Source organism: Roseibium sp., from assembly GCF_025698965.1.
Lineage (GTDB): Bacteria > Pseudomonadota > Alphaproteobacteria > Rhizobiales > Stappiaceae > Roseibium.
The window spans coordinates 1-12,490 of the sequence record NZ_JAILWL010000154.1; the positions used below are offsets into that span (position 1 = coordinate 1).

12 protein-coding genes and 1 pseudogene are annotated in these 12,490 nt (G+C 56.8%); 1 reads left to right on the plus strand and 12 read right to left on the minus strand.

Annotation, left to right across the window (positions count from 1 at the left end):
- The 6 genes and pseudogenes from K5905_RS14050 to K5905_RS14075 all read right to left on the minus strand — a co-directional run.
- Positions 1–248: pseudogene (locus K5905_RS14050) on the minus strand (cytochrome B); the annotation flags it as partial.
- Positions 245–1,117: a carbohydrate ABC transporter permease gene (locus K5905_RS14055; RefSeq protein ID WP_297584910.1), complete on the minus strand. Its 873-nt coding sequence runs from the start codon at positions 1,115–1,117 to the stop codon at positions 245–247. The pseudogene K5905_RS14050 and the gene K5905_RS14055, both read right to left, overlap by 4 nt.
- Entirely contained in the window at positions 1,117–2,040 is a 924-nt protein-coding gene (locus K5905_RS14060; RefSeq protein WP_297584913.1) for a carbohydrate ABC transporter permease, read from the minus strand. Before K5905_RS14060 ends, K5905_RS14055 begins: the two co-directional genes overlap by 1 nt.
- Before the next feature lie 77 nt (positions 2,041–2,117).
- On the minus strand, positions 2,118–3,449 hold the full coding sequence (locus K5905_RS14065) for an extracellular solute-binding protein (protein WP_297584915.1): 1,332 nt from the start codon (positions 3,447–3,449) through the stop codon (positions 2,118–2,120).
- Between the two features lie 28 nt (positions 3,450–3,477).
- Positions 3,478–4,569: an ABC transporter ATP-binding protein gene (locus K5905_RS14070; protein WP_297584918.1), complete on the minus strand. Its 1,092-nt coding sequence runs from the start codon at positions 4,567–4,569 to the stop codon at positions 3,478–3,480.
- A gap of 127 nt (positions 4,570–4,696) precedes the next feature.
- Positions 4,697–5,656: a LacI family DNA-binding transcriptional regulator gene (locus tag K5905_RS14075; protein ID WP_297584921.1), complete on the minus strand. Its 960-nt coding sequence runs from the start codon at positions 5,654–5,656 to the stop codon at positions 4,697–4,699.
- On the opposite strand from K5905_RS14075, the gene K5905_RS14080 reads away from it, so the two are divergent.
- Entirely contained in the window at positions 5,655–5,843 is a 189-nt protein-coding gene (locus K5905_RS14080) for a hypothetical protein (RefSeq protein WP_297584924.1), read from the plus strand. The two genes, K5905_RS14075 and K5905_RS14080, sit on opposite strands and share 2 nt — an antisense overlap.
- 79 nt (positions 5,844–5,922) lie before the next feature.
- On the opposite strand, the gene K5905_RS14085 is transcribed toward K5905_RS14080, so the two are convergent.
- The 6 genes from K5905_RS14085 to K5905_RS14110 all read right to left on the minus strand — a co-directional run.
- Entirely contained in the window at positions 5,923–7,062 is a 1,140-nt protein-coding gene (locus tag K5905_RS14085) for a substrate-binding domain-containing protein (protein WP_297584927.1), read from the minus strand.
- Between the two features lie 39 nt (positions 7,063–7,101).
- Positions 7,102–8,232, minus strand: coding sequence for an ABC transporter permease (locus tag K5905_RS14090; protein ID WP_297584929.1), 1,131 nt, complete (start codon positions 8,230–8,232; stop codon positions 7,102–7,104).
- A 9-nt stretch (positions 8,233–8,241) separates the two neighbouring features.
- Complete coding sequence (locus tag K5905_RS14095) at positions 8,242–9,015, minus strand: ATP-binding cassette domain-containing protein (RefSeq protein WP_297584931.1); 774 nt, start codon at positions 9,013–9,015, stop codon at positions 8,242–8,244.
- Between the two features lie 135 nt (positions 9,016–9,150).
- Complete coding sequence (locus K5905_RS14100; RefSeq protein ID WP_297584932.1) at positions 9,151–10,200, minus strand: substrate-binding domain-containing protein; 1,050 nt, start codon at positions 10,198–10,200, stop codon at positions 9,151–9,153.
- 24 nt (positions 10,201–10,224) lie between these two features.
- Complete coding sequence (locus tag K5905_RS14105; RefSeq protein WP_297584935.1) at positions 10,225–11,247, minus strand: ABC transporter permease; 1,023 nt, start codon at positions 11,245–11,247, stop codon at positions 10,225–10,227.
- Between the two features lie 11 nt (positions 11,248–11,258).
- Positions 11,259–12,490: sugar ABC transporter ATP-binding protein (locus K5905_RS14110; protein ID WP_297584937.1), on the minus strand; the 1,232-nt coding region annotated here is incomplete at its 5' end.

The window sequence follows — 12,490 nt, forward strand, 5'->3', positions numbered from 1 at the left end:
AGACCGACAACGGACAGGAACAGGACCAGGCTCTGCGACATCCAGTGGCCACGCCACCAGATTTTGCTGTCGAGTTGTTCCGGCCAGTTTTGCCACGGGAGAACCTTGAAAAAACGTGCAAGAATGACCGAAAGCGGCGCAACTACCCCCCAGGCGAGCACCATGATGCGGGCATGCCAGGAAAGGGCTGCGCCGACATCGTGGCCCCTAAGTGGATCCACGGGAGATATCAGCCACTCCCAGATCATCCCTTGACAGCTCCAGCGGTCATACCGGTGATGATCTGCTTCGACGCGACAAAGGTGAACAGGATCGGTGGTATCGCCAAAAGCATGCCGGTCGCCATGATGACGCCCCAGTCAATGTCGTATTCGGTGATCGAGTTGACGATCGTCACCGGCACAGTGCGCGTTGACCGGCCTGAAAGTGCGTTAGCGAGCAAAAACTCGTTCCAGGCAATGCGGAAGGTGAAGATCGCTGCGGCGGCCAAGCCGGGCTGGATAATCGGCAGAACAACAAGAAAGAAGACCTGGAACGGATTTGCCCCATCCATGCGGGCGGCTTCTTCCAGCTGGATCGGAACCTGGACGATGAAGCTTTGCAGGATCCAGATCACGAAGGGCAAATTCATGGCGGTATAGATCAAAATGATCCCGGCGTAAGTCTGGTCGAGACCGAATTGGAATGTCCAGATGCCGAAAACCGGCACCAGCAGAACCGCCGGAGGGACCATACGCATCAGCAAGGTGGTCATGGATACCGTACCGCGCCCCATGAACTTGAACCGCACCAGGGCGTAGGCGGCCATGCAGCCGATCGTCAGCGTCAATCCGGTCGAGATCAGACCGACGATCAGGGAGTTATTCAATGCCCGGCCGAAGGTCGGATCGCAATATTCCACATGAACCGGTTCGTACCAGAGAAAATTGCACAGAACCGTCTCGTAATTCTTGATCGTGGGTGAAAAGAAGAAGGCCGGCACGGATGCGTCATAGACGTCTACATTGGTCTTGAAGGACGTTGCCAGCATCAGCGCAATCGGACCTACACTCATGATCACCAGTGCCGCGATAAGCGCGTAGAATGCCGGGTTCTGGGTTTCTTTTCTGGCAGCCATCAGTTGTCATCCTTTTCAGCGGCTGCGCGTTGCCGGGAAAGGCGAGCTTCCTGCACCCGGTTATACGCAAACATTCCGATAGTCAGCGCCATCAGCATCATCAGAAGCAGGTTCGACATGGCGGCGGCCTCACCGAGTTCCTGAAACTCCTGTGCGGTTCGGAAAATCCGCAAGGCCAGGATCTCGGTGGATAGTCCCGGACCGCCATTCGTCAGCACCAGGATTACCTCAAGCACCTTGAAGGCATCGATCAGGCGCAACAGAAGTGTGACGATCAACACCGGCATCATCAGCGGCAGCTTGATCATCAGAATTTTCTGCCACTCGTTGGCACCGTCGATTTCTGCCGCTTCCAACGCCGAGCGCGGCAGCGACTGCATGGCAGCGAGCGCAAGAATGAAGATGAAGGGTGTCCACTGCCAAACGTCTGCAATAACAACGGCAATGAAAGCCCAGGTGCTGTCGGACAGCCAGGGTATCCCTTCAAAGCCAAGGTTTTTGAGCGTGCGATTAAAGATGCCGACGGTCGGGTGATACATGTACCGCCACATCAGACCGACCACGATCGGTGCGATCATCATCGGCAGAATGAAGACCGTACGCAGCAGCGCCATTCCGCGGATGTTTCGATCCAAAAGCAGAGCCAGGCCGACACCCAGGACCATTTCCAACGTCACCACGATCCCGGCGAAACGGATCGTGACCCAGAAGCTCTCCCGGAAAGCCTCATCGCCCCAGAGATTGATGTAGTTTCTTAGACCGATGAACTCCGCCTGTCCGATGCGCTGGCTCGGGCTCCAGTCCAGAAAACTGGCATAAACCATGTACCCGATCGGATAGAGCAGCGCGAAGATCAGAATGATCCCCGCCGGTGCCAGAAACATGTATGGGGTCAGCCGGTTGGCCTTGATCGCAACACTCATTGCCGATCGCTTTCGATTTCTTTTTTTGAGAAAGCCCCGCGGCCGAGCCGCGGGGAAGGGTCCGCTACCGGGCCTTGTTACTGCGCCCAGGTGTAATAGCCGGCATCGTCCATCAAAGCTCTGGTGCGTTCCACGACACCGTCAAGCGATTGCTGGATCGGGAAATCGTCAACAATGATCTTGGACAGCGTCGTGCCAAGGTCGGCGTTGATCTTGCCCCAGACCGGAATGATGGGACGCCAGTCCGGATCGGCATTCTTCAAGGCTTCTCCGAACGTTGCCATGTGAGGGAACTTCTCGTTCACATCCGCGTCGGCATGGGTGGAGTAACGGGACGGATTACCGCCAGCCAGCGCGATTAGCTTGTCGGCTTTCTTGGATGTCAGCCACTGCATCAGCAGGAAAGCCGCATCCTTGTTCTGCGCGTTCTTCGGAATGCCGATACCGAACCCGCCTGTCTGGGAGCCTGCGCGGACACCAACCGGGTGCGGTGCCCATTCGACAAGACCGACCACCTTTGACTTGTCAGGATTGTTGACCTGCCCTGCAAAGACGGTGGAGTCCAGGAACATGGCCGAGTTACCCTGCAGGAACGATGCGCCAGCCTCGGCAAAACCGAATGTCTTGGCGCCTTCCGCGCCACAGTCGACGATTTTCTTGAGTGCCTCGGCAGCCTTCACACCGGCCTCATTGTTGACGATCGGGTTCCACTCATCGTCAAAGATACGCCCACCAAGTGGCGCAAGATGCAGGAGGAAGGCGTGGCTGGCATGGTGACCTGAGGCCGCGCGCGAAGCCAGGCCACCCATTCCCGGCTCCAGCTCCGGGATCTGGCAAGCCAGTTCCAGCAACTCATCGTAGGTTTCCGGAACCTTCAGGCCATGCTTGTCGAAAATGTCCTTGCGATACCCCAGGATGGATGTTTCAGACCCGAATGGCAGGCCGAAGAGCGACCCTGTCGGTCCTGGCAGATATCCCTTTTTGCCGCCAGCCACGCCGATGTTGGCGACATATCCGTCGATCAGGTCCTCTGCATCGTAGTTCGGATCCGCCAGCTTCGGGTTCATGAAGAAACGTGCGAGGTTTTCCAGCTGGTCGGCGTAAACATAGTCGGCCTTGGAAAAGACCACATAGGCAATCAGGTCGTAGTCGCCCTTGTTCTTGGTCAGCTCAAGGGTCTGCCGCTCACGCATCTTGAGATACTGAAGCTGGTCAACTTCCACCTGAATGCCGGTTTCCTTGGTGAATTCCGGCAAAACCTTCTTCACTGCATCGAAATGCGGATGCGCCGGAAAGTTCACAATCAGCGTTTCGCCCTCATAAGGTTCATATGGATTGGCCAGGGCCGCGGTGGCACCCAGCATCACCCCGACAATCGCGCTGACCGTTGTATTTAAAGAATTCAGCATTCTCTCCTCCCTTTCGACAAGGTTCTGATCACCTGATGGCAACCTCTGTTTCGCGGTCGAACATGTGAATTGCCTCCCTGTTGACCGCGAATCTCAGCGTTTCGCCCAGTGCAATGGGCGTTTCCGATTTCAGCTCGACTTCGATTTTTTGAGCACCGCAGTGGCAGAGAAGGACCGACTGCGCTCCGATGTATTCAGAGACAATCACCTTCAGATCGATAGCCTCGTGTTCAGGTGCATCCGGGCTGTAGTGCAGGTCCGACGGCCTGAGGCCCAAAATGATGGAACTTGCCGTGTGACCTGATGCGGTTGCTGCCTTTTCCTCCGGCAGAGCGATCTCGAACCCGTCCCCACTGACTATTACCTGTCCGCCAAGGCTCTGGATTTCAGCATCGAGAAAGTTCATCGGCGGTGAACCGAGAAAGCCAGCGACGAATTTGTTCGCAGGCCGTTTGAACAGTTCCTCCGGCGTCCCCTGCTGCTGGATATAGCCGCCATTCATGACCACGATCCGATCGCCGAGAGTCATGGCCTCTATCTGATCATGGGTGACGTAAATCATGTTCTTGCGGACCTTCTGGCGCATCAACGCCAGTTCGGCACGCATCTGGCCGCGCAGCTTGGCGTCCAGGTTCGAAAGTGGTTCATCGAACAGAAACGTGCCCGCATCTCTCGTCAGCGCCCGCCCCATGGCGACGCGCTGACGCTGACCGCCCGACAGCTCGCCAGGCTTGCGGTGCAGGAAATTGGTAAGTCCCAGCATCTCGGCGACCGCACCGACCTTTTCGTCGATTTCCTTGCGGGGACGTCTTTGCAGCCGGAGCGCAAAAGACATGTTCTTTGCGACATTCATATGCGGGTAGAGCGCATAATCCTGAAACACCATCGCCAGATCACGGGCTTTCGGTTCCAATTGGCTGACCGGCCGGTCGCCAATATAGATTTCTCCGTCGCTGACCGTTTCCAGTCCTGCAATCATGCGCAAGGTGGTGGACTTACCGCACCCGGATGGTCCGACAAGAACGGTGAATTCGTTCTCCTCCATTTCCAGGTCGATACCGTGCAGTACCTCAAAGTCCCCATATCGCTTCACCAGGTTGTCAAGCCGGATGCGTGGCATCTTTCCTCCCGGGCCACAAAACCCTAATGCATACCTCAATTGTTACCGGTCACATTAGCATGAATGTTATCGGTAACAAGAGAAATTTTGATCTTTCGTTGGAAAAAATGTCTTTCCCGCGCTGAAATCAGCAGCTCTGCCGGAATTCGACCTTTGCCGGCACGTGGATGTGTTGCGGCTTACCGGCGCGTTCCTCATCGGAAAGGAACAGTCTTTTCAACAGCATGCCGGTTTCTTGTCCGATGCGGACCGGATCGACGATCACGGTGGAAATGTTCGGCGTGGCAAAACGTGAGACTTCGAAATTTCCAAATCCGGCTATGGCAATATCGTCCGGTATCCTGCGCCCGTCAGCCAGAACCCTGCTTTGAACGCCAAAAGCAGCAATGTCGGAGACACAGAATACGCAATCCGTGTCCGGGTAGTTGTGCAGCAATTGACCGGCTGCTTCCGACCCGTTTTCGATCGTCAGTGGCGGTGTCCCGAACCGGATCATCCGATGAGCTGACAGGCCGGATGCCTGCATGGCACTCAGAAAACCGTTTCGCCGCGCCGCACCGCGGGTCCAGTCGTCCTGCCCCTCCCCCAGAAAGGCAATCCGGCTGTAACCTTTGCCAATCAGTCTTTCGGTCATCTGCTTCGCAGCATCAAAGTTGGAAAAACCAACTGTATGCTCTATCGGAGTTTCAGGTGTTTCCCAGATCTCGATAACGGGAACCGCCGCTTCGCGCATGAGCTGAACCGTCCGCTCGGTGTGACCGTCATAGGACAGAACGATAGCCTCGGGCCTGCGGCGAAGCATCGTCTCCAATATTTCTTCTTCCCGCGCAGCCGAATAACCGGTGTGCCCGAGCAGGATCTGAAGACCGATCTCTTCAAGCTCTTCCGTCAATGCCTGCACGGTCAGCGCAAAATGGAGATTGTTCAAAGAAGGAAGAAGAGTAGCGACAAATCCCGACTTCTTGGTTGTCAGGCTTCCGGCCATCTGGTCCGGCACGTAGTTCATTTCGCGGACGATCTTAAGGATATGCTCCCGCGTCTCACGTGAGACCGGACTATCCTTGCGCAAGGCTCTGGAAACGGTCATGCGTGACACACCTGCCGCCTTCGCAACGTCCCGCATGGTGACCGGACCTGTCTTTACGCTGTCCTTCGTCAAATCCGCACCCCGTCGCGAGTCTCCAGTACAAACGGGTGATATCACTTCAACCACGGCACTCGCAATCTCGCCGCTTCGGAACGTTCCGGATCGCAACGCTACCGATCCGCCGTGAACCGGTCGCGTGATGTTGTTCAAACCCCGCCAGGTCAAACGACATGGCGGGGATCTGTCATCTTCAACAGCTAATCGGATCAGCGCTCCAGCGCGCCGACACCGGAGAAGCGAAACGCTTCCTGCTGCAACGCATCGAGTTCCTCTGCACCCATCTGGTCATGTGCAACGGTGATGCGACCGAGGAACACCAACGGCAGCTCGCCGGACCGATCTTCCAGATCCGCCTTGATGGCTTCAGCAGTTGCGGCGCCGACGTCATCTCCCATACGCATGGGTGTGGCGTCCAGTTCTCCCCGACGGATGGCATCCAGTTCAAGGCCGGTACCACCCCAGCCGGTGGAGAAGATCTCTTTTTCCTTGCCGACGGAGACCTGCGCCTCGACGCTTCCCATTGCCATAGCCGTGTTAGCATTATGAATGATCGTCGCTTCCGGATAGGCTTGCAGGATCAGGCTCGTTCCTTCAAATCCGCCTTCGCGCTGGTATTCGCCATAGTGTTCATAGGCAACTTTCCAATCACCTTTTTCCATGACGCAGTCCTTGAAGTCACCTGAACGCTGATTGTCCGTGATCCCGGGAATGCCTCTGTTCATGGCCATGGTGACGCCATTGCCAAGCCGCTCAAGCATGTAGTCGCACATCACGAGCGCGCCGGCCGCGGAAGAGAAGTCGAACCAGACATCCGGTTGGTTTTTCAGATCCTTCAACGGCGTATGGAATGCCCAGACATAGGTCTTGAAGCTGTCTTCGCCCGACAGTTTGTCGATATTGTCTGCCTGAATGGCAAGCTCCGAAGGACCGAAGATCACGTAGTCGTAGATGTCGCCATCCTGAAGCACCTGGTTCGCGTAGGTCGACTGGAGCGAATGCTCGATCTGACGGCTTGCAAACTCGGTGGTGTTGTACTTGATGCCGAGTTCTTCCAGCCTCTTGGTCATGGCCAGGAAGTTACGCGCCCAGAAATCCGACGTATCCGCCGAAGGATAGATCAGCGCGATTTCAACCGGCTTGTCCTGACTTCCTGTAAATGGCACGCCCTCGGCTCCGACAACAGCTTGCAGCGCCTCCAGCTTGCCATCGGCGTTGACCTCTCCGGGAACCCAGTAGTCCCTGTCGGCAATGCCGGGCAGTTCCTTGAGCGGCAGTTTGTCTTCAGCCAGAGCGCCGGTGCTCGAAAGCGCCAGAATGCTCAAAGTGGTAATCAGCAGTTTATTCATCGTTTTCCTCCCTGGTGATGAATTCCGCAAAAAAGGACCTCAGCCGCTGGCAACGGGATTGCCCGCGAGCAGAGATCCGATGAGAAGCAAGAGAGCGAGTGCGGCAATCAGACCGCCGGACAGGCGCAGAAGCTTGAGACTTTCCGGTGTTGTCAGCCCGGCGATCAGGCCCTTGGCCCCGTCCCGGTCCTTCTTCTGCAGCCACGTGTAAAGAGCCACGGATGAAACGATCACGACGCCGGAAGCAACCGACTGCCAGAAAAACTCGATCCGGAGTGTCACCAGCGCGTTGATCATCATGGAAAGCAGCAGGACACCTGCCAGCGATCCCAACATGGATGCCCGCCCGCCGAACAGTGACGTTCCACCGACCACGACCGCGGCGATCACATGGAGATTGAAATATGGCGCAGACGTCGCCTGGATTGCATTGAGCTTGCCGGTCAGCATGACACCGGCCAGCGCAGCTGCCGCACCCATCAGGACATAGGCATAGATCTTGTAACGGTCGACCGCGATACCCGTCATCTCGGCCGCTTCCGGGTTGGAACCGATCGCAACCGTGTAACGCCCGAAAAAGGTTCGTTTCAAAAGCCAATAGCCGAGAGCCATGGTCAGAAGACCGATCACCACGGGAACGGGAATGAATCCGGGGATCTGACCTCTGCCGATGTCGGTCAGGATCTCCGGGAACCTTGCCAGAACCAGCCCCTTCGCAATCACGAGGGCAAGGCCGCGATAGACGAGATCCATGGCCAGTGTGCCAATCAGGTCGGGCACCTTGAATTTGGTGATCACCAGCCCGTTGATCAGACCGCAAAGCGCTCCAAGCACAAGAGCGATCGTGATTGCAACAGGCGCGGAAAACCCGAACTGCTTGATCAGGAACGCCATCAGAATACTTGTCAGCGCCGCGACGGACCCGATCGACAGGTCGATACCCCGCTGAGTAATGACGAAGGTCATCGCCATCGCCATCGGCATGTAAAGCGCGGCGTCCAGAAGGATCAGGTTAAGATTGGAAAGCCGAAAATAGCGGGCCGGTTCGGCCACGCCCATGAACAGGAGAATGGCCAGGATCATGACCATGGGGCCGATGATCGCCAGGAATGGTTCAATCCGCTCAGAGAACTTTACCGGGTTGCCGGGATGGTGTGTCGTTGTTGTCATGTCACCCTCCTATGCGGCTTCTTCAGCGCCGACGATCAGTCCGAGGACTTCCTGCTGGGAGCTCTGTGAGACCTGCACCACACCGGCGCATTTTCCGCGCCGCTGCACATGCACCCGGTCGGCAACTTCGAAAACGTCATCAAGCGAATGAGAGATCAGGATGACGGCCAACCCCTGCGCCTTCAGCGCCATGATCAGTTTCAAGGTGCGGGCGGTTTCCTGGGGCCCGAGCGCGGCTGTCGGCTCGTCCATCACAAGGACCCGAAGGCCCTCGTGATAGACCGCCCGAGCAATGGCGACCGCCTGCCGCTGACCACCGGACAGGCTGGCAGTCGGCACATCGAGAGAGCGCAGCCTGACACCGAGGCGTTCGAACAGAACCCGTTCGGTTTCTTCGCGCATCCGCTTGTTGTCGAGCACGGTGATACCCAGGAATGATCTGGTAAGCTCGTTTCCAAGGAACATATTGGACGCCGGATCAAGATGATCGGCGAGGGCCAGCGTCTGGTAGACGGCGTCGATTCCTTCGGCAATCGCGTCGGAATGGCTGTTCATCACCAGCTTGCCGCCACCGACATAGATCTCGCCTTCCGTCGGCTGATAGACGCCCGTCAGGATCTTGATCAGTGTCGATTTTCCGGCTCCATTGTCACCAACGATTGCCAGGACCTCACCCGCATAAGCATCGAGATCGACAATCGAGAGAGCGGTCACACCGCCAAAGCGTTTGGTGATGCTTCGCATCGACACAAGAGGACCGGAATTGTTCTCACCGGTAGGCATGTTTTTACCCCGAATTGAGGACAAACCTTCCCTGTCCGCGGCAAAGCCCCGGCAAAAAGATTTGCAGTTTCGTCAGTTGGTTCGATTTTTAGCGGGCCGCCCGCGGCTGCTCCTGACGGCCCGCTCTAGCAAAGCCTATTTGCCCCAGATGGCTGCGTAGGCTTCGCGATAGGGCGTATCGGGATCGAACGCGTTGCTGTCGCCCATTTTCTCCAACCCTGCCTTTGTCACCAAAGCAGGCGACGTGACGTAGCCGGAGCAGGCTTCGCCCTGAACGGCGCGGTTCAATTCATCCACCAGCTGCCAGCCTTGGAGATTCAACGGTTCGGCAACGGTTATTGTCTGATATCCACCTGTCCGAATGCGCTGGAATGCCGCTTCCGATCCGTCACCTGCAGATCCGGCTTGCGGACCATCGGTTGCTGAAATTCCTGCGGCTGCAAGTGCTGGTCCCATGAAATCGAAATAAAGATCGTTGATCGCCAACGCGTGAGTCCAACTGTCACCGTACTTTTGCAGAAGGGTTGTGGTCAGTGGTCCCATGCGGGTCGATGTGTCGGCAATCGGCGTATCGACATATTCGAGCACATTCCCCCCGGCAGCTTCGACCGTTTCTTTCAACCGGTCTGCCTTGTCGATGGCAATCTGATAGGTGGAATCGGTGAAGATGATCACTCCGATATCCTTGCCGCCTTCGTCAATCGCCCAATTCGCGGCAACTTCGGAAACCGTCATTGCATCGGTCGAAATATTGGCAAAAATACCCCCGGGCGCATCACAGCCGATCTTGGGGCCTGAGTGCCAGGCGACCATCGGAATGTTTGCCGCAACCACGCCTTCCAAAGCGGCCTGCTGTTCCACAGCGTCGAAACCGTTGATGACGATACCATCGGGCTGCAGCGCCATGGCCTGACCGATGGCTGCCGTGCGCCCCTGCACCGAACCGGCACCATCAAGCACGCGCACTTCCCAGCCAATCTTGGCAGCAGCCTCTTCCACGCCGTTGGTGACACCGAGAATGCCACCGTTTTTCAGGTCTGCCGCGACGACGACAACTGTCTTGCCATCGGCGGCGGCCGGACCCGTGGTCGGGCCGTCCCAGGCTGTCTCGGCAAAACTGGGCAAACCTGTCCCGGCCAGCATGGTTGTTGCAAGAACAGCCTTAAGGAAATCACGTTTCTGCATAGTATCCTCCCTTCGCAAAGAACGTTATTTTTTCACTGCGCCTTTTCGGCGCTGCGCGTAGCCGGCGATGCCGATCGCGATCAGCAAGGTGACACCGTTGAAAAGCGGTTCGACCCAGAATGAGCCACCGAATTGCTGAATTCCGGAGATACCGACAGCAAGAATTGCAACACCGACAACGGTGCCCCAGACGTTGACCCGCCCCGGCTTGATTGTCGTGGAGCCAAGAAACGCGCCGACCAGCGCGGGCAGCAGGAATTCCAGTCCAACGCTTGCCTGGCCAATCCGAAGCTTGGACGCCAGAAGAACACCTGCCAGGGCCGTCATCGTACCGGAGGCCATGAACGCACCAATGACGTATTTGCGAGTTGGAATTCCGTTGAGCTGGGCAGCGCGCTGGTTCGCGCCAATGGCATATAGATACCGGCCGATCGGCGTATATTCGAGGACAAGCCACATAAAGACGGTGATCGCGATCAGGTAATAGCCGGTAATCGGAAGGCCGAAGACGAATGTCGTGCTCAGGGCGTAAAAACCATCTGGCAACACACCGACCATCTGCCGTCCACCGGTGTGCCACAAGGCAATGGCGTAAAGGACCGTGCCCGTACCGAGCGTCGCGATGAAACTGTCAATCTTGGCGACTTCCACGAGCAGACCGTTGAAAAACCCGGTCATCGCCCCGAGCATCAGAACAATCACCACCGCCAAGGGCCATGGAATTCCAAAAAGCGTCTGAAGGCTGATCGCCAGAATGTGCCATAGCACGATGCCATAACCGACGGTCAGGTCGATACGTCCCGCAGCCATGGGGATCATTGCCCCCAGTGACAACAGCGCAATGATTGCCTTGTCGGAAATGATCGCCCGCAGGTTCAGGAGCGTTGGAAACGTTGTCGGCAGCAGGATCGAGAACAACAAGATCAGGATGATCGTCAGGATCACGAGACCATAGACCGGCAGAAATCGCAGAAGTTTGCCTCGGATCGAGAGGCCTTGAATTTCGGCCTTGGTTGGCTCGAGAGCATTGGATTCAAGTGATTGCATTATTCTTTTCCCTAAGCAGCCGCGACATTGCTGGCAGACGCAGCCTGAATCAGGTTTTCAGTCGATAGTTTGGTACCGGAAAGTTCGTCGACGATCTGTCCCTGACTGAAGACGATTGCGCGATGGCAAATTGTGGCGACCTCTTCAAAGTCGGTCGAGACGAGCAAAATGCCGACACCTTCCCGCAACGCCTTGTTCAATAAAGCGTAGATTTCAGCTTTCGCCCCCACGTCAACCCCAGCGGTCGGGTCTTCGCAGATGAGAAGCTTCCGCTTTGTGGCAAGCCAGCGGGCAATGACAACTTTCTGCTGATTGCCTCCCGACAGGGCTTCGATCGCCATGCTCTGGTCGTTCGGACTCAATGCCACTTCCTGTCCGATCTTTTCGGCCATTTTGGTTTCCGCATCTGGAGACAGGATCGAAAAGAGACCTCGGCCAGTGGCTTCCGGGTTCAGGAAAGTGTTTTCACGAATGGTCAACGGCAAAGCGACGGATTCCTCAGTACGATCTCGTGCGACGAGCCCGATCCCCGAATCCAGCGCTGTTTTCGGAGACCGCAGATCCGGTGCGCTGCCATCTGCAAGTCTGACTTCACCGCGATGCTCTTCCAGTCCGTAAAGCGCCCGGGCAATCTCCTCATGTCCTGCCCCGCGCAGGCCCACCAGCCCTACCAGTTCGTTCCGACGCAATGTCAGATCAACCGGCCCCGCCGATCTGGTCTCCAGCCCCTTGACTGTCAGCAAAGGCGCGCCAGGAGCTTCGTGCAATTTGCTCACCTGGCGGGTCTTGCGCCCTACAATCATGTGAACGAGTTCTTCCGTTGTCGTGTGCTGAATGGCGCGCACGCCAACAAGTTCACCATCCCTGAGCACTGCCACACGATCGGCAATCTGGAAGATTTCATCCAGGCGATGGGACACGTAGATCATGCCGACACCACTGTCGCGCAGCGGACGCAGGGCTTCAAAAAGGCGAACGACTTCGTCGGTGGGCAACGAAGCTGTCGGTTCATCGAGAACCAGAAAATCGCAATCGACTGCAAGAGCGCGGGCAATCGCAACGAGAGACTTTTCTGTCCGGGAAAGATCCTGAACCCGTGTCGACGGGCAGAAATCACATCCGACCCGCTTGAGCGCCTCTTCGGCGAACCGCTCCGCGTCGTTCCACTTGATCAACCCGAACTTTTTGGAAAAGCCCAGCGCAAGCGCCATGTTTTCCGCAACCGTCATCCACTCGATCATTC

Coding starts and splice junctions, on each gene's coding strand:
- K5905_RS14055 (WP_297584910.1), bottom strand. CDS start 1,117: ATGGCTGCCAGAAAAGAAACCCAGAACCCGGCATTCTACGCGCTTATC.
- K5905_RS14060 (WP_297584913.1), bottom strand. CDS start 2,040: ATGAGTGTTGCGATCAAGGCCAACCGGCTGACCCCATACATGTTTCTG.
- K5905_RS14065 (WP_297584915.1), bottom strand. CDS start 3,449: ATGCTGAATTCTTTAAATACAACGGTCAGCGCGATTGTCGGGGTGATG.
- K5905_RS14070 (WP_297584918.1), bottom strand. CDS start 4,569: ATGCCACGCATCCGGCTTGACAACCTGGTGAAGCGATATGGGGACTTT.
- K5905_RS14080 (WP_297584924.1), top strand. CDS start 5,655: ATGCGTGACACACCTGCCGCCTTCGCAACGTCCCGCATGGTGACCGGA.
- K5905_RS14075 (WP_297584921.1), bottom strand. CDS start 5,656: ATGACCGTTTCCAGAGCCTTGCGCAAGGATAGTCCGGTCTCACGTGAG.
- K5905_RS14085 (WP_297584927.1), bottom strand. CDS start 7,062: ATGAATAAACTGCTGATTACCACTTTGAGCATTCTGGCGCTTTCGAGC.
- K5905_RS14090 (WP_297584929.1), bottom strand. CDS start 8,232: ATGACAACAACGACACACCATCCCGGCAACCCGGTAAAGTTCTCTGAG.
- K5905_RS14095 (WP_297584931.1), bottom strand. CDS start 9,015: ATGCCTACCGGTGAGAACAATTCCGGTCCTCTTGTGTCGATGCGAAGC.
- K5905_RS14100 (WP_297584932.1), bottom strand. CDS start 10,200: ATGCAGAAACGTGATTTCCTTAAGGCTGTTCTTGCAACAACCATGCTG.
- K5905_RS14105 (WP_297584935.1), bottom strand. CDS start 11,247: ATGCAATCACTTGAATCCAATGCTCTCGAGCCAACCAAGGCCGAAATT.